Genomic DNA, 23024 nt, shown 5'->3' on the forward strand with positions numbered 1-23024 from the left:
GTGACCACCTCCGCTAGACTGGACGCACTGAGCAACCTTTAACACCGTCCTGTGAGGCGGAGAAGGGAGCGGCGGATGAGCACGCGCACCGTGCTGCAGCAAGCCGACATCTCGCGGGCTCTGACCCGCATAGCCCACGAGATCCTGGAATCCAACCGCGGAGCGACAAATCTGGTCCTCCTGGGGATTCCCACTCGCGGCGTCGCCCTCGCCGAACGGCTGGGCGCACTCATCAGCGACATCGCCCAGCAGCCTGTTCCGGTCGGCGCGCTCGACGTCACCCTGTTCCGGGACGATCTCGCCAAGCATCCGACCCGCTCGCCTCGGCCGACCGAGATCCCTGCCGGCGGCATCGACGGCAGGACCGTGGTCCTCGTGGACGACGTCCTCTTCTCCGGACGCAGCATCCGCGCGGCGCTGGACGCGATCCAGTCGATCGGACGCCCCTCGGTGGTCCGACTCGCGATCCTCGTCGACCGCGGCCACCGCGAACTGCCGATCAGGCCGGACTTCGTCGGCAAGAACATCCCGTCGTCGCGCCAGGAGCGCGTGAACGTGCGCCTGTTCGAGTACGACGGCGCCGAAGAGGTGACGATCGAAGCATGAGGCACCTGCTCGACACCCAGACCCTCGACCGGACGACCGCACTGCGGATCCTCGACGTCGCCGAGGACATGTCCGACACGCAGTCCCGCGAGGTGAAGAAGCTCCCGACGCTGCGCGGCAAGACCGTCGTGAACCTCTTCTTCGAGGACTCGACCCGGACGCGGATCTCGTTCGAGGCCGCAGCCAAGCGCCTCTCCGCCGACGTCATCAACTTCGCCGCAAAGGGCTCCAGCGTCTCCAAGGGCGAGAGCCTGAAGGACACCGCCCAGACGCTGCAGGCGATGGGAGCGGATGCCGTCGTCATCCGCCACGGCGCCTCGGGCGCGCCTCGGACACTCGCCACGAGCGGTTGGATCACCGCCGGCGTCGTCAACGCCGGCGACGGGACGCACGAGCATCCGACCCAGGCGCTTCTGGACGCGTTCACGATCCGCAAGCGCCGCTTCGGCGCCGACAGCCGTGGCAGGGATCTGTCCGGCATCCGCGTCGTGATCGTCGGCGACGTGCTGCACTCGCGCGTGGCCCGATCGAACGTCTGGCTGCTGACGACGCTCGGCGCAGAGGTCACGCTGGTGACCCCGCCGACGCTGATCCCGCAGAACGTGTCGCTGTGGCCGGTGCGCGTCCGTTACGACCTCGACGAGGCCCTGGCCGACGGCCCGGATGCGGTGATGATGCTGCGCATCCAGCTGGAGCGGATGAACGCCGCGTATTTCCCCAGTGAGCGGGAGTATTCCCGTCGCTGGGGGCTCGACGCCGTGCGCGCAGCAGGACTGCCGGACGGTAGCATTGTGATGCATCCTGGCCCCATGAATCGGGGCCTGGAGATCTCGTCCGATGCCGCCGACTCCGCCCGCTCCACGGTGCTGGAGCAGGTCACGAACGGCGTCTCCGTACGAATGGCCGTGCTCTATCTGCTGCTGGCAGGGGAGCGCGAAGACGAACGAGGGGAAGTGAAATGAGCCAGACCCTCGTCATCGCAGGCGTCCAGTTGCTCGGGCGCGACAGCGCCGACATCGTGATCGAGAACGGCGTCATCGCCGAGATCGGTTCGGGTCTCAGCCGCGCGGGCGCCCGCACGATCGATGCGGCTGGGCTCGTCGCCCTTCCTGGCCTCGTCGACCTGCACACCCACTTGCGCGAGCCGGGTTATGAGGCATCCGAGACAGTGCTCTCCGGCACGCGCGCCGCAGCCGCTGGGGGCTTCACCGCGGTCTTCGCGATGCCCAACACCTCGCCCGTCGCCGATTCAGCCGGCGTCGTCGAGCAGGAGCTCGCCCTGGGCGAGGCCGCCGGCTACGCCACGGTGCAGCCGATCGGCGCGGTGACCGTGGGACAGAAGGGCGAGCGTCTCGCCGAACTCGGGGCGATGGCGACGTCTCGGGCCAAGGTCCGCGTCTTCAGCGACGACGGCTTCTGCGTCTGGGACTCGCTCATCATGCGTCGTGCTCTCGAATACGTGAAGAGCTTCGACGGCGTGATCGCGCAGCACGCGCAGGACCCGCGGCTCACCGAGGGCGCTCAGATGAACGAGGGCACCGTCTCGGCCGAACTCGGCCTCGCCGGCTGGCCCGCCGTCGCCGAGGAGTCGATCATCGCCCGCGACGTGCTGCTCGCCGAGCACGTCGGTTCGCGCCTGCACGTCTGCCATCTTTCGACGGCAGGCTCCGTCGACATCATCCGCTGGGCGAAGAAGCGCGGCATCGCCGTGACCGCCGAGGTCACGCCGCATCACCTGCTCCTGACGGATGAGCTGGTCCGCGGCTATGACGCCCGCTACAAGGTCAATCCGCCGCTGCGCCGTGAAGAGGACGTCCTCGCGGTGCGCGAAGGCCTTGCCGACGGCACGATCGACATCGTCGCCACCGACCATGCGCCGCACCCGAGCGAGAACAAGGCCTGCGAGTGGCAGGCCGCTGCCAACGGCATGGTGGGTCTCGAAAGCGCCCTGCGCGTGGTGCACCAGTCGATGGTCGCAACGGGGCTGCTGGAATGGGCCGATGTCGCACGCGTGATGAGCGCGAACCCCGCGCGCATCGGACGCCTGGACGGCTTCGGTGCGCTCGAGGCCGGTGCTCCGGCGAACGTCACGCTCTACGACCCCTCGGTGCCCGGTGTCTTCACCGAGGCCGATCTGCACGGGCGCAGTGTGAACTCGCCATACCTCGGCCGAGACCTCCCCGGCCGCGTGCAGTGGACGATCCACCGCGGCACGACGACCGTCGCCGACGGCGTGCTCGTCGAGGAGCTGAAGACGAAGTGACCCGCGATCTCCTGTTCCTCCTCACCGGGCTCATCGCACTCGGCATCCTGCTGGCGATGTTCTTCGCCTGGCGTCGGCGCCTGCGTCGCGACTCCGGCCTCACGGCGCCGCTCGGAGTGCCCGAGCACGCCGAAGTGCGTGCGCGGCACGAAGTGCTGTACGTCTCCACGACGAAGCACGACGAGCCGCTCGAGCGCCTGGCGATCTCACCCCTGACCTACCGCGCACGCGGCGAGATCGCCGTGACGGACCGCGGCGTCGCGCTGTGCCTGGATGGCGCGCCGACCGTGTTCCTCAGCAGGGACCGTCTGCAGGCAGTCGACCGCGCGACCGTGACGATCGACAGGGTCGTCGAACCGGACGGCCTCGTCAAGATCGTCTGGGACGTCGCCGACGCCCACCCTGTCGACTCGTACCTCCGCGTCACCACCGGTGACCCGGCACATCTCATCTCCGAACTGCGGCCGCTCATCGCGGCCCCCAAGACGGGAGCCACATCATGACTCATCTTCCCGAACCGGCCGTGCTCGTCCTCGAGGACGGGTCACGCCACCGCGGCCGCGCATACGGCGCGCGCGGAACGACTCTCGGCGAGGTCGTCTTCGCCACGGGCATGTCCGGCTACCAGGAGACCCTGACCGACCCGTCCTACGCCGGGCAGATCGTGCTGCAGACCGCGCCGCACATCGGCAATACAGGCATGAACGACGAGGACCCCGAGTCCCGCCGGATCTGGGTCGCCGGCTACATCGTGCGCGACCCTTCGCGCGTCGTCTCGAACTGGCGCGCGGACACCTCGCTCGACGACACGCTCGAGCGCGACGGCATCGTCGGCATCAGCGGCATCGACACCCGCGCGATCACCCGCCACATCCGCTCCGCCGGATCCATGCGCGGCGGCATCTTCTCCGGGGACGCCGCAGAACTGGATGCCGAGGAGCAACTGCGCATCGTGCAGGAGGCCCCGCAGATGGCCGGCCGCAACCTGTCGGCCGAAGTGTCGGTGGAGGCTGCCGCGGTGACGGCGGCCGTGGGGGAGAAACTCGGCAACCTCGCCGTGCTCGACCTCGGCGTCAAGCAGGCCACGGTCGACAACCTCGCCGCTCGCGGTTTCGAGGTGCACGTGCTCCCGCAGACGACCACGATCGAAGAGATCCGCGCGATCGAGCCCGTCGCGGTGTTCTACTCGAACGGACCCGGCGACCCCGCGGCCTCCGACGGACACGTCGACCTGCTGCGATCGGTGCTGGACGACAAGCTGCCGTTCTTCGGCATCTGCTTCGGCAACCAGCTGTTGGGCCGTGCCCTCGGCCTCGGCACGTACAAGCTGCCCTTCGGGCACCGAGGCATCAACCAGCCGGTGCGCGACAAGGCCACGGGCCGCGTCGAGATCACCGCGCACAACCACGGCTTCGCCGTCGACGCACCCCTCGAGGGGGTCTTCGACAGCCCAGCGGGCTACGGTCGCGTCGAGGTCAGCCACGTGGGCCTCAACGACAACGTCGTCGAGGGGCTGCGCGCCCTCGACATCCCGGCATTCTCCGTGCAGTACCACCCCGAGGCCGCCGCCGGCCCGCACGATGCCAACTACCTCTTCGATCGGTTCGCGGAGCTCGTCCGCGAGAACAAGGACGCCAAGTAATGCCCAAGCGCGACGACATCCGCTCCGTACTCGTCATCGGCTCCGGCCCGATCGTCATCGGTCAGGCATGCGAGTTCGACTACTCCGGCACCCAGGCCTGCCGCGTCCTGCGCGAAGAGGGCATCCGCGTCATCCTCGTCAACTCCAATCCGGCGACGATCATGACCGATCCCGACTTCGCCGACGCGACCTACATCGAGCCGATCACCCCGGAGGTGATCGAGACGATCATCGCCAAGGAGCGTCCTGACGCGATCCTGCCGACCCTGGGAGGCCAGACCGCGCTGAACGCCGCCATGGCGCTGGACGAACGCGGCATCCTCGCCAAGTACGACGTCGAACTCATCGGCGCCAAGGTCGAGGCCATCAAGAAGGGCGAGGATCGCCAGATCTTCAAGCAGCTGGTCCTGGACGCAGGAGCGGATGTCGCGGCATCCGTCATCTGCCACACGATGGACGAGCTCATCGCTGGGGCCGAGAAGCTCGGCTACCCCCTTGTGGTCCGCCCGAGCTTCACGATGGGCGGGCTCGGTTCCGGCTTCGCCTACGACGAGACCGACCTCCGCCGCATCGGCGGTGCCGGTCTGCACGACTCGCCGACCAACGAGGTGCTGCTCGAGGAGTCGATCCTCGGCTGGAAGGAGTACGAGCTCGAGCTCATGCGCGACACGGCCGACAACACGGTCGTCGTCTGCTCGATCGAGAACGTCGACCCTGTGGGCGTGCACACCGGCGATTCGATCACGGTCGCGCCGGCGCTGACGCTCACCGACCGCGAGTACCAGAAGCTGCGCGACATCGGCATCGACATCATCCGTGCGGTCGGCGTCGACACCGGCGGCTGCAACATCCAGTTCGCGGTGAACCCCGAGGACGGGCGCATCATCGTCATCGAGATGAACCCCCGTGTCTCCCGCTCGAGTGCGCTGGCCTCCAAGGCGACCGGGTTCCCGATCGCCAAGCTCGCCGCCAAGCTCGCGCTGGGATACCGTCTCGACGAGATCCCTAACGACATCACCGGCGTCACACCTGCGAGCTTCGAGCCGACGCTCGACTACGTCGTGGTGAAGGTTCCGCGTTTCGCGTTCGAGAAGTTCCCCGCTGCCGACCCGACGCTGACGACCACCATGAAGTCGGTGGGCGAGGCGATGGCCATCGGGCGCAACTACGCCAGCGCACTGCAGAAGGCGCTTCGGTCGCTCGAGAAGCGCGGCTCCAGCTTCCACTGGGGTCTCGAAGAGCGCAGCGTCGACGAACTCCTGGAGATCTCGAAGACGCCGACGGACGGCCGCATCGTCACCCTGCAGCAGGCGCTGCGCAAGGGCGCGACGATCGAGCAGGCCTTCGACGCGACTGCGATCGACCCGTGGTTCCTCGACCAGATCGTCCTGATCAACGAGGTCGCCGAGACCGTGCGCACCGCTGTCGAGTTGGACGCGGACACGCTCCGCTACGCGAAGGACCACGGTTTCTCGGATGCGCAGCTCGCCGAGCTCCGCGGCGTGACCGAGGCCGAGCTCCGGGGCGTGCGTCACGGCCTCGGCATCCGCCCGGTCTACAAGACGGTCGACACCTGCGCCGGCGAGTTCCCTGCCCTGACGCCGTACCACTACTCGAGCTACGACCTCGAGACCGAGGTCGCGCCGTCCGAGCGGACCAAGGTCGTCATCATCGGCTCCGGCCCGAACAGGATCGGCCAGGGCGTCGAGTTCGACTACTCCTGCGTGCACGCCTCGTTCGCTCTGTCGGATGCCGGGTACGAGACCGTCATGGTCAACTGCAACCCCGAGACCGTCTCGACGGACTACGACACGAGCGACCGGCTCTACTTCGAGCCGCTCACTCTCGAGGACGTCCTCGAGGTGCTGGATGCCGAGGCCGCCAGCGGGACCGTCCTCGGCGTGGTGTGCCAGCTGGGCGGGCAGACGCCCCTCGGCCTGGCCAAGGGCATCGAGGCGGCCGGGTACAACGTGCTGGGCACGAGCCCGGCGGCCATCGACATCGCCGAGGAGCGCGAGCTGTTCTCGCAGCTGCTGAACGCGGCCGAGCTCATCGCGCCTCGTCACGGCACCGCCATCGACGCCGACGAAGCCGTGGTCATCGCCGAGGAGATCGGCTACCCGGTGCTGGTGCGTCCGAGCTTCGTGCTCGGCGGACGCGGCATGGAGATCGTCTACGACACCGCGAGTCTGCGCGACTACTTCGTGCGCACCGCCGGCGAGGTCATCATCGAGCAGGGCAAGCCGCTGCTGGTCGACCGGTTCCTCGACGACGCGATCGAGCTGGACGTCGACGCCCTGTACGACGGGCACGAGCTCTACATCGGCGGTGTCATGGAGCACCTCGAAGAAGCAGGCATCCACTCCGGCGACTCCAGCTGCACCCTGCCGCCGGTCTCCCTCGGACGCAGCGACATCGACCGCGTGCGCAAGGCGACGCTCGCGATCGCCGAGGGCGTCGGAGTCCGAGGGCTCCTCAACGTGCAGTTCGCGATCAGCGCCGGTGTGCTCTACGTCATCGAGGCCAACCCTCGGGCCAGCCGCACCGTGCCCTTCGTCTCGAAGGCGCTCGGGATCCCGCTGGCGAAGGCTGCCAGCCGGATCATGGTCGGGGCGACCATCGCCGAGCTGAAGAGCGAGGGGATGCTGCCGGTCCAGGACGGTTCGCAGGTGCCGCTGGATGCTCCGGTGGCCGTCAAGGAGGCTGTCCTGCCCTTCAAGCGGTTCCGCACTCGCGACGGCAAGACGGTCGACTCCGTGCTCGGCCCGGAGATGCGCTCGACCGGTGAGGTCATGGGCATCGACAAGGACTTCCCGACCGCGTTCGCGAAGAGCCAGGCCGCGGCCTATGGCGGGCTGCCGACGTCCGGCACCGTGTTCATCTCGGTCGCCGACGCCGACAAGCGCGCCGTCATCCTCCCGGCGCACCGGCTGCGCCAGCTCGGCTTCACCCTGGTGGCGACCGAGGGCACGGCGGAGATCCTGTCGCGCAACGGCATCCCGGTGACCGTGGTGGCGAAGTACAGCGACACCCAGGACAGCGGTGAGCGCAACATCGTCGACCTCATCAACGACGGCGAGATCGACATCGTCGTGAACACGCCGTCCGGAGGTGCGGCGCGCGCCGACGGCTACGAGATCCGTGCGGCGGCCGTCGCCGCCGACAAGGCGCTGTTCACGACCATGGCCGTGCTGGGTGCCGCCGTGAGCGGAATGGATGCCGCCGACGAGGGCTTCCAGGTGCGAAGCCTTCAGGAATACGCGATCGATCGGAAGAACGCCCTGTGATCACGAGCTTCGGAGAGCGGACCAGGGCAGCCCTGGCGCAGTACGGCCCGCTGTGCGTCGGCATCGACCCGCACGCGGCGCTGCTGGACGCCTGGGGGCTCGGGCAGAGCGCCGACGGCGTGCGCGAGTTCGGTCTGCGCGTCGTGGAGGCGGCCACTGGTCGTGTCGGCGTCGTGAAGCCGCAGGTGTCGTTCTTCGAACGCTTCGGGTCCGCGGGCTTCGCCGCCCTCGAGGACGTCCTCGCTGCGGCGCGCGCGGCAGGGCTGCTCGTGATCGCCGACGCCAAGCGCGGCGACATCGGCACGACGATGGACGCCTACGCCGCAGCGTGGTTCACCCCAGGCTCGCCGCTGGAGGCCGACGCGCTGACCGTCAACCCCTACCTGGGCGTCGGCGCACTGGACACCACGTTCGAGCTGGCCGCCCGCCATGGCAAGGGCACATTCGTGCTCGTCGCCACGAGCAATCCGGATGCCGCGCCGATCCAGCGCGCAGCGGATGCCGAAGGACGAACGGTCTCCGCTGCGGTCATCGCGGAGGTGTCGTCCCGCAACGCCGCCATCACGCCGGCGGGTGAGTGGGGGAGCAATGGCTTCGTCATCGGCTCCACCGTCGACTGGACCGAGGCCGGGCTGGACGCGTTCACCCCGTCGGCGCCCATCCTCGGACCCGGATTCGGCGCACAGGGCGCAGGTCCTGGCGATCTGCGCATCCGCTACGGCGCTCAGGCCGCTCTGGTGCTGGCGAGCGAGAGCCGCAGCATCCTCTCCGCGGGCCCTGACGCTCTCACCGACGCGATCGGGCGTGCTGCCGAGAGGTATCGGGAGGTGCTCGGTGGCTGAGAAGCGTGCCGTCCCCGACGTGGACCGCGTCGCGGCCGCCCGTCGTGCCGTCGAACGACGTCGGGCCAGGGCAGCGCTCAAGCGCGACCTGACGACCCGGGTCGCTGCTCCCCAGACCGTGCTCGCGAAGGCCGTCGCCGATCCCGAGTCCGTCGCCGGTTCGTTCCGCGTCACCGACTTCCTGATGGCGCTGCCGGCGATCGGAGTCGGCAAGAAGGATCGCATCCTGGAAGAGCTGCACATCTCGCCGGTCAAGCGGCTCGGCGGCCTCGGTATCCGGCAGCGCGAAGCTCTCACGGCCTGGCTCGACGAGCGCTTCCCTCCGCACAGCCCGCGGGCCGGGCGCAGTCGACTGCTGGTCCTCGCCGGCCCCACGGCGGTCGGCAAGGGCACGGTCGCCGCGCACATCCGCGAGGCGCACCCCGAGATCCACCTGTCGGTCTCGGCCACGACGCGCGCACCGCGCCCCGGCGAGGTCGACGGCGTGCACTACTACTTCGTCGACGACGCCGAGTTCGATCGGCTCATCGCGGACGGCGAACTCCTCGAGTACGCCGTCGTGCACAACAAGAGCCGCTACGGCACGCCTCGTGCACCGATCGACGCCGCTCTGGAGGCAGGGAAGACGGTCCTGCTCGAGATCGATCTGCAGGGCGCGCGGCAGGTGCGAGCGGCCGAGCCGTCCGCGACGCTGATCTTCCTGCTCCCGCCGTCCTGGGACGAACTCGTGCACCGACTTGTCGGCCGAGGCACCGAGAACGAGGAGGAGCGCGCCCGTCGCCTGCGCACCGCGAAGGTGGAATTGGCGGCTCAAAGCGAGTTCGATTACCTGATTGTGAACGAGGATGTCTCCTCGGCGGCCCGCGAGGTCGTAGAATTGTCCGAGGCGACTGCGCGCTGAGCATCCTCGCACGCCCGCCGATTCGACTTCGCGACGATCCCGTCGCCTGATCTGGAGGTCCCACCATGGCCGGACACCACACCAACGGAATCATCGACCCGCCCATCGACAACCTGCTCGACCGGGTCGAGTCGAAGTACGAGCTGGTCATCTACGCGTCCAAGCGCGCACGCCAGATCAACGACTACTACTCCGATCTGCACGAGGGCAACCTCTTCGACAACGTGGGTCCGCTCGTGGACTCGTCGGTCGAGGACAAGCCGCTCACGATCGCGCTCCACGAGATCAACGAGGACAAGCTGCGCATCCGTCACGCCGAGTAAGAGCGCGACAGCCTTCATGACCGCACTGCGCCTGTTCACGTCCGAATCCGTCACCGAGGGCCACCCCGACAAGATCTGCGATCAGATCTCCGACAGCATCCTCGACGGCCTGATCGCGAAGGATCCAGACTCTCGCGTCGCGGTGGAGACGCTCGTCACGACGGGCCTCGTGCACGTCGCCGGCGAGATCCGCACCGAAGCCTACGTCGACATCCCCACGATCGTGCGGGATGTGGTCAACGGCATCGGCTACACCTCCAGTGAGACCGGCTTCGACGGTTCGTCCTGCGGTGTGAGCGTCTCCGTGGGGGAGCAGTCCGGCGACATCGCCCATGGCGTCGACCAGGCGCAGGAGCACCGCGACGGCAGTTCGACCGAGGCGCGCGATGCCCTCGGCGCCGGTGATCAGGGCATCATGTTCGGTTTCGCGACCAACGAGACACCGCAGCTCATGCCGATGGCGGGGTGGACGGCTCACCGGATCGCCGAGCGCCTCACCGAGGTGCGCCGCTCGGGTCTGCTGCCGTACCTGCGCCCTGACGGCAAGACGCAGGTCACACTCGGCTACGACGGCTACACGCCGAAGACGGTCGATGCCGTCGTCGTCTCGACTCAGCACCACCCCGACATCTCCCAGGAGGAGCTGCAGGCGCAGGTGCGCGAGCACGTCATCGACCCGGTGCTCGCCTCGACGGGCCTCGACATCCCGTCGGATCTCACCTACTACATCAACCCCGCCGGCCCGTTCGTCACGGGCGGACCCAAGGGGGATGCCGGTCTCACCGGCCGCAAGATCATCATCGACACCTACGGCGGTGCCGCACGTCACGGCGGTGGCGCGTTCAGCGGCAAGGACCCTTCGAAGGTCGATCGCTCCGGCGCCTATGCGATGCGCTGGGTGGCGAAGAACGCCGTCGCCGCGGGTCTCGCAGACCGCATCGAGGTGCAGGTGGCGTACGCGATCGGAGTCGCACGTCCGGTCGGGCTGTACGTCGAGACCTTCGGCACGGGCAGGATCGCCGACGAGGCGATCACGCAGGCGATCACCGATGTCTTCGATCTGAGGCCGCAGGCCATCATCGAGGAGCTCGATCTGCTGCGGCCGATCTACGCCCAGACCGCCGCATACGGCCACTTCGGTCGCGAGCTCCCGAACTTCACCTGGGAGCGGACAGACCGCGCTGAAGAGCTGCGCCGCGCCGCCGGACTCTGATGGCCGCGGAGAGCCGGCGCATCGCGCGCGTGCTCCTGGACTCGCCGCTTCCCCAGTTGGATCGGCTGTTCGACTACGCCCTGCCGGACGAACGGGGTGAGGTCGAACCCGGTGTCCGCGTCAAAGTGCCGCTGCGCACCGCCGGTCGCGTCGTCGACGGCTACATCGTGGAGGTCGACGCGGAGAGCGACGCCGACCGTCCGCTCTCCGAGATCGACACGATCGTCTCGCCGGTCCCCGTGCTGACCGACGCCCTGTATCGGCTCGCCCGTCGAACGGCCGATCGTGCAGCGGGGTCGGCATCCGACATCCTGCGACTGGTCATCCCGAAGCGTCAGGTGCGGGTCGAGAAGGCCTGGGCCGCGGATGCCGAGATCGCAGTACCCTCGCCCGAGGCGCTCGAGAGGGCCGGCGAAGCGATCGACCGGTATGCGGGCCTGCGGGACGTTCTCGACGGCTCGGGCCGCGCCGCCGTCGAGGCGATTCCGGTTCTCGATGACGGAGTACCCGGCTGGACCGGACTCCTGGCCGCCGCTGCCGCCCACACCCTGGCGGCAGGCCGCTCGACGATCATTGTCGTGCCGGACCACCGCGACCTCGACCGCGCGCTCAGCGCGCTCGAAGGGCTCCTTCCGACCGATTCCATCGTCCGGCACGATGCCCGCCAGACCAATCCGGATCGCTACCGCGCGTTCCTGCGGACCCTCGAGGATGCGCCCTGCGTCGTGATCGGCAACCGTTCGGCCGTCTACGCACCTGTGCGGGCAGGTCTCGTGATCGTCTGGGACGACGGGGACCCGCTGCTGTCCGAGCCCCTGGCTCCGTATGTGCACGCGCGCGATGCCGCACTGCTGCGCCAGGAGCAGGAGGGCAGCGCCCTGCTGTTCGCCGGACATACGCGCACCAGCGATGTCGAACGCCTGGTGCAGCTCGGCTGGCTGCAGGACGTGCGCGCAACGAGACGCGTGCTGCCCCGCGTGCAGCTGAGCACGCCACAGGAGCTCGAGCAGGGCAGTGCACGGATGCCGTCGAGTGCGTTCCGCTCGGCTCGCGATGCCGCTGCGGAAGGGCCGGTGCTGATCCAGGTCGCGCGCCCCGGGTTCTCGCCGTCCCTGGTCTGCGCCGACTGCCGAAGGCCCGCCCGCTGTCCGCAGTGCGCCGGTCCGCTCGGCGCGCGCACCCGAGGTGCCGTCCCCGTCTGCGGATGGTGCGGTCGCGCCGCACGCACCTGGACGTGCCCGGAGTGCTCGTCGACCAAGCTGCGCCTCGCATCGTCAGGGAGCGAGAGGACCGCCGATGAACTGGGCCGCGCGTTCCCCGGCATCCGCGTCATCGTGGCGGACGGAACGCACCCCATCGAACGCGTCGACGACAAGCCGAGCCTCGTGGTCGCGACCCGCGGTGCCGAGCCTCTCGCCGACGGCGGATATCGGGCCGTCGTGCTGCTGGACGGCGCGCGGATGCTGCAGGCACCGGATCTGCGCATCGGCGAGTCCTGCCTGCGCTGGTGGTCCAACGCCGCGGCGCTGGCCGCGCCGGGTGCGCCGGTGCATCTGGTCGGCATCCAGGGTCCGGTGGCGGTGTCGTTGGCGACGTGGAACCACTCCGGATACGCCCGCAGCGAGCTGGAGGCTCGCGCCCCCCTGCACATGCCGCCGACGGTCCGTGTCGCGCAATTGGAAGGGACCTCCGACTCGGTGCGCGCCGCGATCGAGGCCGTCCGCGCCCTCGGGGTGCCGTCGGAGGCCGTCCTCGGACCCGTCCCGCTCGCCGACGACGACGGACGCGTGCGAGCGCTCGTCCGCTTCGAGTACGCAGCCGGTTCGGCCGTCGCCACGGCACTGCGCGCCCAGGTGATCGCCGACGGCGTGCAGCGCAGACGCGGCAAGGGCCGCCCCGCGAGGGCGTCGCTCTCACTGCGGCTCGATATCCTCGAACCTGAGATCTGATCCCACCGGAGAACCTTCATGCGCCTCGTCTTCGCCGGCACACCCGCCGTCGCCGTCCCCACTCTGCGGCTGCTCGCAGAGCGCCACGAGATCGTGGCAGTCGTCACGCGTCCTGATGCACCACTGGGACGCAAGCGGGTGCTCACCCCGTCCCCGGTCGCTCTCGCCGCCGAGGAGCTCGGGCTGCCCATCATTAAGGCCGCGCGTCTGGATGCCGAGGCGACCGGGCTGATCGCCGCCGCAGTGCCGCAGCTCGGAGTCATCGTCGCCTACGGCGGGCTGGTCAGGGAACCGTTGCTCTCCACGCCCGATCTCGGCTGGATCAACCTGCACTTCTCGCTCCTGCCTGCGTGGCGCGGTGCCGCACCAGTGCAGCGCGCGCTGATCGCCGGTGACGCAGAGCTCGGTGCCAGCGTCTTCCAGCTCGTCGAGGCACTGGACGCCGGCGACGTCTACGCATCGCGCGTGTTCGACGTGCCCGCGGATGCCACCGCCGATGTCGCACTCGAGGTGCTGGCTGCGGCCGGTGCTCCGCTGACCGCCGAGGTGGTCGATGCGATCGAAGCCGGAACCGCTCGCGCGCAGCCGCAGACCGGCACGGTCACGCATGCGGCCAAGCTCACGCTCGAGGACGGCCTGCTCGATTTCAGCCGTCCGCTGGACGAGGTCCACGCGCGCTTCCGCGGCGTGACCGGCGAGCCGGGTGCGCACACGAGCATCGACGGCGCGCGGCTGAAGATCCTCGACGCTCATCCGGCTGACGACTCGGAGCAGTTGGCACCTGGGGCCATGGTCGGCACGAAGCACGAGGTGCTGATCGGCACCGGGACGACCCCGCTGGCCGTGACGAGGGTGCAGCCGGCAGGCAAGGCGGCGATGGCGGCCGCCGACTGGTGGCGAGGGCGGCGCGAAGGCGAGAGCACGGTGGCCGGATCATGAGCGGTCCGCAGCGCTCATCGCGACGCCCCTCGCGCCCCGGTGGTCACGCGCGGCCGGACCGGAGCGTCCAGGTCGCTCGACGCGTCGCCTACGACGTGATCAGGGCCGTGACGGAGTCGGATGCCTACGCCAACCTGCTCCTGCCCGGGGCGATCACCGAGGCCGGACTCTCCCCGCAGGATGCCGGACTCGCCACCGAATTGACCTATGGGACCCTCCGACGCCGAGGCACGTACGACGCGATCATCTCGTCGGCGGCGGGGCGGGATGCCGCGGAGATCGATACTCCGGTGCTCGACGCCCTCCGGCTCGGCGCGCACCAGCTGCTCGCCACACGGGTCGCGTCGCACGCCGCTGTCAACGAGTCCGTCAACCTCGCCGCCGCGCACAGCCGCGGTGCGGCCGGGTTCGCCAACGCCGTGCTGCGGCGCATCGCCCGTGACACGCCGGGGGAGTGGGAGGAGCGCATCACCGCAGAGGCGCGCTCGGACGACGAACGCCTTGGGCTGCGCACCGCGCATCCTGTCTGGGTGATCAGAGCAATGCGACGCGCCCTCACGGCCGAGGGCCGCGCGGACGAGCTCGAGGCGCTCCTGGAGGCCGACAACGTCTCACCAGAGGTGACGCTCGCCGCGCTTCCGGGGCTCGCGGAGCCCGCCGAGCCTCGACGTCCGTATGCACCGACGGCCTTCGGCGCGCCCGGCGGCGATCCCCACGCCTATCTCGGAGAGTCCGCGGGCGCGGTCCGGGTGCAGGACGAGGGCTCGCAGCTCGTCGCGCTCGCGCTGACGGCGGCGACGCCGATCGACGAGAGCGAGCGCTGGCTCGACCTCTGCGCCGGCCCCGGCGGCAAGACCGCACTGCTGGCCGCGATCGCACAGGCCCACGGCGCGCACCTCGAGGCGAACGAGGTCGTCCCGGCCCGCGCCGGCCTCGTACGAAACGCTCTGCGACCGATTCCGGGTGACGTGCCGGTGCACGTCCAGGACGGACGTGCACTCGCAGCGTCGCGTCCCGCCGAGTTCGATCGCATCCTCGTCGATGCGCCGTGCACCGGTCTGGGCGCGCTGCGCCGCCGACCCGAGGCGCGCTGGCGCAAGACACCGGCCGACGTCGCCGACCTCACCGGTCTGCAGAAGGAGCTGCTCGTCGCAGCGGCCGATGCGCTGCGCCCCGGGGGCGTCGTCGCGTACGTGACGTGCTCGCCGCATCTCGCCGAGACGACGGGCGTGGTGTCGGAGGTCCTCCGTGAACGCGACGATCTCGTCGAGCTCGACGCGCGCGCCGTGATCGCCGGAATCAGTCGGTCGCCGATCGATCTCGCATCCGACGGCTCCGGCCGGGTGCAGCTGTGGCCGCATCGCCACGGCACAGACGCCATGTTCCTCGCGCTGCTGCAGCGCGCCGAGAAGGGATCCCGATGACCACGCTCCCAGACGCCCCGCGCATCAACCCCAGCATCCTGGCAGCCGATTTCGTCAACATGCAGGCGGAACTGGCCCGCATCGCTACGGCCGACTTCGTCCACGTCGACGTCATGGACAACCACTTCGTCCCCAACCTGACGTTCGGCCCGCAGATGGTCGAGCGCATCCAGGCCACGAGTCCTGTGCCACTCGACGTGCACCTGATGATCAGCGACCCCGACCTCTGGGCTCCGGAGTACGCGGAGCTGGGTGCTGCCAGTGTGACGTTCCATCTGGAAGCGGCACACGAACCGATCGCTCTGGCACGTCGCCTGCGCAGCATCGGAGCCCGCGTCGGCATCGCGATCAAGCCCGGCACTTCGGGGGATCAGCTCTATGACATCCTCGACGAGTTCGACCAGGTCCTCGTGATGACCGTCGAGCCCGGCTTCGGAGGCCAGGGCTTCATGCCCGAGACGATGCCGAAGCTGCGCGCGCTGGTGGACGAAGCGCGCCGACGCGGATCGAACGTCTGGTTCCAGGTCGACGGCGGCATCTCGGCCGCGACGATCGACCAGGCCGCCGCCGCCGGAGCCGACACCTTCGTCGCCGGTTCCGCCGTTTACGGCGCGGAGAACATCGAGGACGCCATCACAGGGCTCAGGGACCTCGCGCGAGCCGCTAGCCTGGAATCGTGAAGACTTTCGACGAGCTGTTCGCCGAGCTCCGTATCAAGGCCGAGACCCGACCAGAGGGATCGGGTACCGTCGCGGAGCTCGACGGCGGCGTGCACACGATCGGCAAGAAGATCGTCGAGGAGGCCGCCGAGGTCTGGATGGCCGCGGAGTACGAATCCGACGACGCCGCTGCCGAGGAGATCTCGCAGCTGCTGTACCACGTGCAGGTCATGATGATCGCGAAGGGACTGAGCCTCGAGGATGTCTACCGACATCTCTGAGCCGCTCCGCCCTCTCGCACTCCTCGACCGAAAGACCCCCATGCTGCGCATCGCCGTTCCCAACAAGGGCTCGCTGTCCGAGACAGCCGCCGAGATGCTCGCTGAAGCCGGTTACGCCGGCCGACGCGACTCCAAGACTCTGCACGTCATCGACGCCGAGAACGACGTCGAGTTCTTCTTCCTGCGCCCACGCGACATCGCCACCTACGTCGCCTCCGGCGCGCTGGACGTCGGCATCACCGGACGCGATCTGCTCAAGGACGTGCCCCAGCAGGCGCGTGAGATCCAGGCGCTCGGTTTCGCCCACTCCACGTTCCGCTTCGCGGCACCTCCGGGAGCGTTCCACGGCATCGAGGATCTCGCCGGTGTGCGGGTCGCTTCGGCCTACCCCGGTCTCGTCGACGCCTTCCTGCGCGAGCACGGCGTCGAGGCGGAGCTCGTCCCGCTGGACGGCGCCGTCGAGTCGGCTGTGCGCCTCGGCGTGGCCGACGCCATCGCCGACGTTGTGGAGACCGGCACGACGCTCCGACAGGCCGGCCTGGAGATCTTCGGCCCCGTCATCATCGAGTCCGAGGCCGTGCTGATCAGTCGCCCCGGCGACGCCGACGGCACCGAGACTCTGCTCCGACGTCTGCGCGGCGTGATCGTCGCCCGCCGGTACGTGCTGCTCGATTACGACCTGCCGGCCGACCTCGTCGACCAGGCCGTCGCGATCACGCCGGGGCGCGAGTCTCCGACGATCTCGTCGCTGAAGGACCCGACCTGGGTCGCCGTGCGCGTGATGATCCCCCGCAAGGGCGTCAACCAGGTGATGGACGCGCTCTACGCGCTCGGTGCGCGCGCGCTGCTGGTCACCGCGATCCACGCCGCGAGGCTCTGATGGCTCTCGCGAGCCGGGTGATCCCGTGCCTCGACGTCGCGGCAGGTCGCGTCGTTAAGGGCGTGAACTTCGAGAACCTGCGCGACATGGGCGACCCGGTCGAGTTGGCGGCGCACTACGCGGAACAGGGCGCCGACGAGATCACCTTCCTCGACGTCACAGCCACCGTCGACGCGCGCACCACGACCTATGACGTGGTGCAGCGCACGGCCGAGCAGGTCTTCGTGCCGCTGACCGTCGGCGGGGGAGTGCGCAGCGTCGACGACGTCGCACGACTGCTCGCGGTCGGTGCGGACAAGATCGGTGTCAACTCCGCCGCCATCGCGCGCCCCGAGCTCGTGGGCGAGATCGCCGACCGGTTCGGCGCGCAGGTGCTCGTGCTCTCGCTCGACGTCAAGCGCTCACCCACGACGCCCTCCGGCTTCGTCGTCACCACCCACGGCGGACGCACGGAGACCACCCTGGACGCGCTCGAATGGGCCCGCGAGGCCACCGAGCGCGGGGCAGGGGAGCTGCTGGTCAACTCGATCGACGCCGACGGCACCCAGGACGGTTTCGACCTCGAGCTCGTGCGCCTCATGCGCGAAGTCGCCGCCGTGCCGGTGATCGCGTCGGGCGGTGCGGGCAAGGCATCCGACTTCGCTCCTGCGATCAAGGCCGGAGCGGATGCCGTGCTCGCCGCGAGCGTGTTCCACACCGGAGCCCTCACGGTCGGCGATGTGAAGGACGCATTGCGCGCCGAGGGGGTGCTGGTCCGATGAGCGACGTGGAAGAGCGCATCGCTCAGGTCGCCTTCAACGCCGACGGCCTCGCGCCCGTCATCGTCCAGCAGTGGGACACTCTCGAAGTGCTGATGCTCGCATGGATGGACGCCGAGGCGCTGCGCCGCACCCTCACGGAAGGCCGTGCGACCTACTGGTCCCGCTCGCGGCAGGAGTACTGGCGCAAGGGCGACACCTCGGGCAACACGCAACTGGTCCACGGCGCGCGACTCGACTGCGACGGCGACGCGATCCTCTTGCAGGTGCACCAGAACGGCCCCGCGTGCCACACCGGGACGCGGACCTGCTTCGATACGACGGACCTGGAGCCCGTTCCGGCGGCGGACGCATGAGCCTCGCCGGACGCGGACGCTCCATCGCGGTCCTCGGCTTCCTCGCCGCGGGCGGCGCAGGGGTGCTCTCCTCGACGCAGACCTGGCTCATCGCCGCGCGCCACGACGCCGCCGAGCCGATCCTCGTCACCGGCGCGCAGGCTCTTCCCCTGCTCACCCCGCTCAGCCTCGCCGTTCTTGCGCTGGCGGCCGTGCTCGCGATCGTCGGGCCGGTGCTGCGGTACGTGCTCGCCGCCCTGGGCGCAGCCATCGGCATCCTGCTGGGCTGGTCGACGCTCGACCTGCTGGTGAATCGTCCGCTCAGCGCGGTGGCGGCGACGGTCACCGAACTGACGGGCCTCGCCGGCGACGCGGCGATCGCCGACCTCGTGGATGCGGTCCAACCCACGGCATGGCCGGTGATCGCTCTTATCGGATGGGTTGTGCTGATCGCCGGCGCCGTCTTCGTCGTGCTCACGGCGCGCGGCTGGAAGTCCGGCGGCCGACGCTTCCGCACCGACGCGGATGCGACGAAGGCATCCGGCCCTGTCGACGCGATCGATTCCTGGGACGAGCTGTCGCGCGGAACCGACCCGACGCGCTGAGACCGATAGACTGACGAAGCCCGCCATCGACCCGGAGGAATCCCCATGAGCAACGCCATCGCAGACCCCGGCCACGGACACTCGCCTGCCGCCTGGACCGCTGTCGTGGTCATGCTGATCGGCGTCGCCGCCGGCACTGTCGCGTTCTGCTTCGAGCAGCCGCTGTTCGTCTGGATCTCGGTCGGCGTCATCGTCATCGGCGCACTCCTCGGCTGGATCCTCGCGAAGGCCGGTTACGGCGTGAAGGGCCCCAAGTACTCGCCGAAGGCGCACTAATGGTGCTCGCCGACCTCACGGCCGGCGCTGTCGAAGACGCCGAGCGTCGTGCGCTGACGCGGCCGCTCGCCGACGTCGAGAACGCCGCACTGGCTGGTCCGGCTGCGAAGGACGCCCGCGCGGCGCTCGCCCCGGCATCCCGCGTCAAGATCATCGCCGAGGTCAAGCGCGCCAGCCCGTCACGCGGCGCTCTCGCCGAGATCCCCGACCCGGCGCACCAGGCATCGCTGTACGAGACCGGCGGCGCATCCGCGATCAGCGTGCTGACCGAGGAGCGCCGGTTCGGCGGAAGCCTCGCCGATCTCGAGGCCGTCACGGCCGCCGTGTCGCTTCCCGTGCTGCGCAAGGACTTCATCGCGACGCCCTACCAGGTGTTCGAGGCACGAGCGGCAGGAGCAGACCTCGCGCTTCTGATCGTCGCCGGACTCGAGCGCCCGGTGCTCAGCGAGCTGTTCGACCTCATCACCCAGCTCGGGATGACTCCGCTGGTCGAGACGCACTCCGCCGATGAGATCTCGGTGGCCGTCGATCTCGGTGCTCCGCTCATCGGCGTCAATGCCCGCGACCTGAAGACCCTCGAGCTCGACCGCGACCTGTTCAGCCGCATCGCGCACCTGATCCCCGACGGGACGACGAAGATCGCCGAGTCCGCGGTGCTCTCGCCCGAGGACGTCGCGCACTATCGTGGCGCCGGCGCGGATGTCGTGCTGATCGGCGAGGCGCTCGTCACCGGGGACCCCGTCGCCACCCTGCACCGTTTTCTGGAGGTCGGATAAGTGAGTCTGCGCGATCAGCCAGGACCGTTCTTCGGCGAGTTCGGCGGCCGGTACATGCCGGAGTCCCTCATCGCCGCGATCGACGAACTCACCGTCGCCTACGAGCAGGCGATCGCCGATCCGGCGTTCCGCGCCGAGCTGGCGCACCTGCTCAGCAGCTACGCCGGTCGCCCGTCGGCGCTGACCGAGGTTCAGCGCTTCGCCGAGCACGCCGGGGGAGCGCGGATCTTCCTCAAGCGCGAGGATCTGAACCACACCGGCAGCCACAAGATCAACAATGTGCTGGGGCAGGCGCTGCTCACCCGCCGTCTCGGAAAGACCCGCGTGATCGCGGAGACCGGTGCGGGCCAGCACGGCGTCGCGACCGCAACAGCGGCTGCCCTGTTCGGCCTGGACTGCACAATCTACATGGGCGAGGTCGACACCGAGCGTCAGGCGCTCAACGTCGCCCGTATGCGTCTGCTCGGCGCCGAGGTCGTCCCCGTCAAGACCGGTTCGCGCACCCTCAAGGATGCGATCAACGACGCCTACCGCGACTGGGTGGCCACCGTCGAGACGACGAACTACATCTTCGGCACCGCGGCTGGCCCGCACCCGTTCCCCGCGATGGTGCGCGACTTCCAGAAGATCATCGGCGAAGAGGCGCGCGAGCAGCTGCTCGAAACGGCCGGTCGGCTGCCGGATGCCGTGGTCGCCTGCGTCGGCGGAGGCTCCAACGCGATCGGCATGTTCGACGCGTTCCTGGACGACGAAGCGGTCAAGCTCTACGGCGTCGAGGCGGCCGGTGACGGCGTCGACACGCTCCAGCACGCGGCATCCATCGAACGCGGACGCCCCGGCGTCCTGCACGGCGCGCGCACCTACGTGCTTCAGGACGAGGACGGGCAGACGGTCGAATCGCACTCCATCTCGGCCGGGCTCGACTATCCGGGCGTCGGACCGGAGCATTCGTGGCTCGCGGACATCGGGCGCGCCGAGTACATCCCGGCGACCGATGACGAGGCCATGCAGGCTCTGCGGCTGCTGAGCCGGACCGAGGGGATCATCCCGGCGATCGAGTCCGCGCACGCGCTGGCCGGTGCCATCCGCATCGGTCGCGAGCTCGGACCTGACGGCCTGATCGCCGTGTGCCTGTCCGGCCGCGGCGACAAGGACATGGACACCGCAGCCCGATACTTCCAGCTGTACGACGAGGAGTCCGGCGCATGAGCCGTGTCGAAGACGCCATCCGGCGCGCGCACGAGGCCGGACGCGGTGCCTTCATCGGCTACCTCCCGGTGGGTTACCCCGATCTCGACACCAGCGTCAAGGCGGCGATCACGCTCGCCGAGAACGGCGTCGACGTCATCGAACTCGGTCCGCCCTACAGCGACCCCGTCATGGACGGCCCCCTGATCCAGGAGGCCACCCAAGCGGCCCTCGCCGCCGGGTACCGCACGAAGGACCTCTTCACGGCGCTGCGTGCGATCACCGCGGCCACCGACGTGCCGGTCGTTGTCATGACGTACTGGAACCCTGTCGTGCAGTACGGCGTCGACCGCTACGCCGACGACCTGCTCGCCGCGGGCGCCTCGGGGCTCATCACGCCCGACATCACGCCGGAGGCCGCGGCCGAGTGGATCGCGGCGAGCGAGCGGACCGGACTCGACCGCATCTTCCTCGCAGCTCCCACATCGACCGATGAGCGGCTCGATCTCGTGTCCTCCTCGTCGACGGGGTTCATCTACACGGTCTCGACGATGGGCATCACGGGGGAGCGCGCCGAGCTCGACAAGGCCGCGCGCACTCTCGTCGCCCGCCTGCGCGAGCACGGCGACAACCGCGCCTGCGTCGGCATCGGGATCTCCACGGCCGCGCAGATCGCCGGCGTGCTCGAGTACGCCGATGGCGCGATCGTCGGCACCGCGCTCGTGCGCGCGCTCCGAGACGGCGGCCTGGACGGCCTCGCCGCCACGACACGCGCCCTGGCAGCCGGAACTCCGCTGTCCACCAGCTCCGACCAGAGAAACTAGAATCGCACTCATGTCCCTCGCGCTCTCCAGCACACTGACCGGCGTGCTCACCAGCATCCCGAGCCCGCCCGAGAACACGTTCTCGATCGGGCCGGTGACGATCTACTATTACGCGCTCTGCATCATCGCCGGCATCATCGCCGCGACGCTGATGACCAACCACCGCCTCACCAAGCGCGGCGCTGAGCCCTGGATCGTGATCGACATCGTGATCATCGCGGTTCCGCTGGCGATCATCGCGGCCCGGTTCTACCACGTCTTCACCCACCCGAACGACTACTTCGGCGAGGGCATCAACACGTGGAATCCCTTCCAGCCCGGTTCCATCTGGGCGATCTGGGAGGGCGGCATCGCCATCTACGGTGCGCTCATCGGCGGTGCGATCGGCGCATGGCTCGGCTGCCGTTGGACGAAGATCCGGTTCTGGAGCTTCGCGGACGCGCTGGCCCCCGGTCTGCTGCTGGCGCAGGCGCTCGGGCGGTTCGGCAACTGGTTCAACCACGAGCTGTTCGGTCTGCCGACCGACGTCCCGTGGGGACTCGAGATCGAATCCGACAACCCGGCGTTCCCCCCTGGACTCGCCGATGGCACGCTGTTCCACCCGACCTTCCTCTACGAGGTCATCTGGAACGGCATCGGCGTCCTCGTGCTGCTGTGGCTCGGCCGCAACCTCTACTTCCAGTGGGGTCGTCTGTTCGCCGTCTATCTGATCTGGTACAGCGCCGGTCGCATCGTCTGGGAGTCCATCCGGATCGACCCGAGCGAGATCATCCTCGGCCTGCGCAGCAATGTCTGGGCGGCCATCATCGGCGTCGTCGTCGGCATCGTGATCCTCATCGTCCAGACGCGCCGTCACCCCGGTCGCGAGAGCTCGGTGTACCAGCCCGGCTACAGCCGGAAGGATGTCGACGCTGATGTACAATCGCAGGACAATCCCTCTGACTTCGTCGACGTGAGCGAGCCTCCGGCCGAAGAGGTCACCGCAGGAGCCACCGCCACAAGCACCGCTCCCACGAACGAGGCAGGCGCCCGATAAAGCCGCCTTGTAGCGGG

At 69.3% G+C, this 23024-nt stretch carries 24 protein-coding genes; all 24 read left to right on the top strand.

Going from position 1 to position 23024, the window contains the following annotated elements:
• Positions 1–75: 75 nt before the first annotated feature.
• The gene (pyrR, locus tag ACI7YT_RS09380; protein ID WP_406250428.1) at positions 76–606 is read left to right on the top strand and encodes a bifunctional pyr operon transcriptional regulator/uracil phosphoribosyltransferase PyrR; all 531 of its coding nucleotides are present in this window, start codon (positions 76–78) and stop codon (positions 604–606) included.
• Positions 603–1568 carry an aspartate carbamoyltransferase catalytic subunit gene (locus tag ACI7YT_RS09385; protein WP_406250429.1) on the top strand — a complete coding sequence of 322 codons (966 nt, stop codon included), beginning with the start codon at positions 603–605 and terminating at the stop codon, positions 1566–1568. The genes pyrR and ACI7YT_RS09385 overlap by 4 nt, the downstream gene beginning before the upstream one ends.
• Positions 1565–2869: a dihydroorotase gene (locus ACI7YT_RS09390; protein WP_406250430.1), complete on the top strand. Its 1305-nt coding sequence runs from the start codon at positions 1565–1567 to the stop codon at positions 2867–2869. The genes ACI7YT_RS09385 and ACI7YT_RS09390 overlap by 4 nt, the downstream gene beginning before the upstream one ends.
• On the top strand, positions 2866–3372 hold the full coding sequence (locus tag ACI7YT_RS09395; RefSeq protein WP_406250431.1) for a hypothetical protein: 507 nt from the start codon (positions 2866–2868) through the stop codon (positions 3370–3372). The genes ACI7YT_RS09390 and ACI7YT_RS09395 overlap by 4 nt, the downstream gene beginning before the upstream one ends.
• A complete protein-coding gene (gene carA / locus ACI7YT_RS09400) occupies positions 3369–4511 on the top strand; it encodes a glutamine-hydrolyzing carbamoyl-phosphate synthase small subunit (protein ID WP_406250433.1) in 1143 nt (380 codons plus the stop codon). Before ACI7YT_RS09395 ends, carA begins: the two co-directional genes overlap by 4 nt.
• Entirely contained in the window at positions 4511–7798 is a 3288-nt protein-coding gene (gene carB / locus ACI7YT_RS09405) for a carbamoyl-phosphate synthase large subunit (protein WP_406250434.1), read from the top strand. Before carA ends, carB begins: the two co-directional genes overlap by 1 nt.
• Positions 7798–8640, top strand: a complete 843-nt coding sequence (pyrF, locus tag ACI7YT_RS09410; protein WP_406250549.1) for an orotidine-5'-phosphate decarboxylase — start codon at positions 7798–7800, stop codon at positions 8638–8640. The genes carB and pyrF overlap by 1 nt, the downstream gene beginning before the upstream one ends.
• Positions 8633–9541 (top strand): guanylate kinase, encoded by a 909-nt coding sequence (gene gmk / locus ACI7YT_RS09415; RefSeq protein ID WP_406250436.1) that lies wholly within the window; start codon positions 8633–8635, stop codon positions 9539–9541. Before pyrF ends, gmk begins: the two co-directional genes overlap by 8 nt.
• A gap of 65 nt (positions 9542–9606) precedes the next feature.
• Positions 9607–9864 carry a DNA-directed RNA polymerase subunit omega gene (rpoZ, locus tag ACI7YT_RS09420; protein WP_120228631.1) on the top strand — a complete coding sequence of 86 codons (258 nt, stop codon included), beginning with the start codon at positions 9607–9609 and terminating at the stop codon, positions 9862–9864.
• Positions 9865–9880: 16 nt separating this feature from the next.
• Positions 9881–11077, top strand: coding sequence for a methionine adenosyltransferase (gene metK, locus ACI7YT_RS09425; protein ID WP_406250438.1), 1197 nt, complete (start codon positions 9881–9883; stop codon positions 11075–11077).
• A complete protein-coding gene (locus tag ACI7YT_RS09430) occupies positions 11077–13026 on the top strand; it encodes a primosomal protein N' (RefSeq protein ID WP_406250439.1) in 1950 nt (649 codons plus the stop codon). The genes metK and ACI7YT_RS09430 overlap by 1 nt, the downstream gene beginning before the upstream one ends.
• Before the next feature lie 18 nt (positions 13027–13044).
• A complete protein-coding gene (gene fmt / locus ACI7YT_RS09435; RefSeq protein ID WP_406250441.1) occupies positions 13045–13965 on the top strand; it encodes a methionyl-tRNA formyltransferase in 921 nt (306 codons plus the stop codon).
• Positions 13962–15389, top strand: coding sequence for an RsmB/NOP family class I SAM-dependent RNA methyltransferase (locus tag ACI7YT_RS09440; RefSeq protein WP_406250442.1), 1428 nt, complete (start codon positions 13962–13964; stop codon positions 15387–15389). The genes fmt and ACI7YT_RS09440 overlap by 4 nt, the downstream gene beginning before the upstream one ends.
• Positions 15386–16069, top strand: coding sequence for a ribulose-phosphate 3-epimerase (rpe, locus tag ACI7YT_RS09445; RefSeq protein WP_406250444.1), 684 nt, complete (start codon positions 15386–15388; stop codon positions 16067–16069). The genes ACI7YT_RS09440 and rpe overlap by 4 nt, the downstream gene beginning before the upstream one ends.
• Positions 16066–16329 (top strand): phosphoribosyl-ATP diphosphatase, encoded by a 264-nt coding sequence (locus tag ACI7YT_RS09450; RefSeq protein WP_406250445.1) that lies wholly within the window; start codon positions 16066–16068, stop codon positions 16327–16329. The genes rpe and ACI7YT_RS09450 overlap by 4 nt, the downstream gene beginning before the upstream one ends.
• A gap of 40 nt (positions 16330–16369) precedes the next feature.
• On the top strand, positions 16370–17209 hold the full coding sequence (gene hisG, locus ACI7YT_RS09455) for an ATP phosphoribosyltransferase (RefSeq protein WP_406250551.1): 840 nt from the start codon (positions 16370–16372) through the stop codon (positions 17207–17209).
• Entirely contained in the window at positions 17209–17970 is a 762-nt protein-coding gene (gene hisF / locus ACI7YT_RS09460; protein ID WP_406250446.1) for an imidazole glycerol phosphate synthase subunit HisF, read from the top strand. The genes hisG and hisF overlap by 1 nt, the downstream gene beginning before the upstream one ends.
• Complete coding sequence (gene hisI, locus ACI7YT_RS09465; protein WP_406250448.1) at positions 17967–18323, top strand: phosphoribosyl-AMP cyclohydrolase; 357 nt, start codon at positions 17967–17969, stop codon at positions 18321–18323. The genes hisF and hisI overlap by 4 nt, the downstream gene beginning before the upstream one ends.
• Positions 18320–18907 (top strand): Trp biosynthesis-associated membrane protein, encoded by a 588-nt coding sequence (locus ACI7YT_RS09470; RefSeq protein ID WP_406250450.1) that lies wholly within the window; start codon positions 18320–18322, stop codon positions 18905–18907. Before hisI ends, ACI7YT_RS09470 begins: the two co-directional genes overlap by 4 nt.
• A gap of 45 nt (positions 18908–18952) precedes the next feature.
• Complete coding sequence (locus ACI7YT_RS09475) at positions 18953–19183, top strand: HGxxPAAW family protein (RefSeq protein ID WP_406250451.1); 231 nt, start codon at positions 18953–18955, stop codon at positions 19181–19183.
• 2 nt (positions 19184–19185) lie between these two features.
• Positions 19186–19959 carry an indole-3-glycerol phosphate synthase TrpC gene (trpC, locus tag ACI7YT_RS09480; RefSeq protein WP_406250553.1) on the top strand — a complete coding sequence of 258 codons (774 nt, stop codon included), beginning with the start codon at positions 19186–19188 and terminating at the stop codon, positions 19957–19959.
• Entirely contained in the window at positions 19960–21168 is a 1209-nt protein-coding gene (trpB, locus tag ACI7YT_RS09485; protein ID WP_406250453.1) for a tryptophan synthase subunit beta, read from the top strand.
• Positions 21165–21971, top strand: a complete 807-nt coding sequence (gene trpA / locus ACI7YT_RS09490; RefSeq protein ID WP_406250455.1) for a tryptophan synthase subunit alpha — start codon at positions 21165–21167, stop codon at positions 21969–21971. The genes trpB and trpA overlap by 4 nt, the downstream gene beginning before the upstream one ends.
• A 10-nt stretch (positions 21972–21981) precedes the next feature.
• Complete coding sequence (gene lgt / locus ACI7YT_RS09495; protein ID WP_406250456.1) at positions 21982–23007, top strand: prolipoprotein diacylglyceryl transferase; 1026 nt, start codon at positions 21982–21984, stop codon at positions 23005–23007.
• Positions 23008–23024: the final 17 nt, after the last annotated feature.

The sequence above is a fragment of the Microbacterium sp. M genome (assembly GCF_045181065.1).
Taxonomy (GTDB): Bacteria; Actinomycetota; Actinomycetes; order Actinomycetales; family Microbacteriaceae; genus Microbacterium.

Excerpts from the sequence above, each read along its gene's own strand:
- pyrR (WP_406250428.1), top strand. The coding sequence starts at position 76 with ATGAGCACGCGCACCGTGCTGCAGCAAGCCGACATCTCGCGGGCTCTG.
- ACI7YT_RS09385 (WP_406250429.1), top strand. The coding sequence starts at position 603 with ATGAGGCACCTGCTCGACACCCAGACCCTCGACCGGACGACCGCACTG.
- ACI7YT_RS09390 (WP_406250430.1), top strand. The coding sequence starts at position 1,565 with ATGAGCCAGACCCTCGTCATCGCAGGCGTCCAGTTGCTCGGGCGCGAC.
- carA (WP_406250433.1), top strand. The coding sequence starts at position 3,369 with ATGACTCATCTTCCCGAACCGGCCGTGCTCGTCCTCGAGGACGGGTCA.
- carB (WP_406250434.1), top strand. The coding sequence starts at position 4,511 with ATGCCCAAGCGCGACGACATCCGCTCCGTACTCGTCATCGGCTCCGGC.
- rpoZ (WP_120228631.1), top strand. The coding sequence starts at position 9,607 with ATGGCCGGACACCACACCAACGGAATCATCGACCCGCCCATCGACAAC.
- metK (WP_406250438.1), top strand. The coding sequence starts at position 9,881 with ATGACCGCACTGCGCCTGTTCACGTCCGAATCCGTCACCGAGGGCCAC.
- ACI7YT_RS09430 (WP_406250439.1), top strand. The coding sequence starts at position 11,077 with ATGGCCGCGGAGAGCCGGCGCATCGCGCGCGTGCTCCTGGACTCGCCG.
- fmt (WP_406250441.1), top strand. The coding sequence starts at position 13,045 with ATGCGCCTCGTCTTCGCCGGCACACCCGCCGTCGCCGTCCCCACTCTG.
- ACI7YT_RS09440 (WP_406250442.1), top strand. The coding sequence starts at position 13,962 with ATGAGCGGTCCGCAGCGCTCATCGCGACGCCCCTCGCGCCCCGGTGGT.
- rpe (WP_406250444.1), top strand. The coding sequence starts at position 15,386 with ATGACCACGCTCCCAGACGCCCCGCGCATCAACCCCAGCATCCTGGCA.
- hisG (WP_406250551.1), top strand. The coding sequence starts at position 16,370 with ATGCTGCGCATCGCCGTTCCCAACAAGGGCTCGCTGTCCGAGACAGCC.
- hisF (WP_406250446.1), top strand. The coding sequence starts at position 17,209 with ATGGCTCTCGCGAGCCGGGTGATCCCGTGCCTCGACGTCGCGGCAGGT.
- hisI (WP_406250448.1), top strand. The coding sequence starts at position 17,967 with ATGAGCGACGTGGAAGAGCGCATCGCTCAGGTCGCCTTCAACGCCGAC.
- ACI7YT_RS09470 (WP_406250450.1), top strand. The coding sequence starts at position 18,320 with ATGAGCCTCGCCGGACGCGGACGCTCCATCGCGGTCCTCGGCTTCCTC.
- ACI7YT_RS09475 (WP_406250451.1), top strand. The coding sequence starts at position 18,953 with ATGAGCAACGCCATCGCAGACCCCGGCCACGGACACTCGCCTGCCGCC.
- trpA (WP_406250455.1), top strand. The coding sequence starts at position 21,165 with ATGAGCCGTGTCGAAGACGCCATCCGGCGCGCGCACGAGGCCGGACGC.
- lgt (WP_406250456.1), top strand. The coding sequence starts at position 21,982 with ATGTCCCTCGCGCTCTCCAGCACACTGACCGGCGTGCTCACCAGCATC.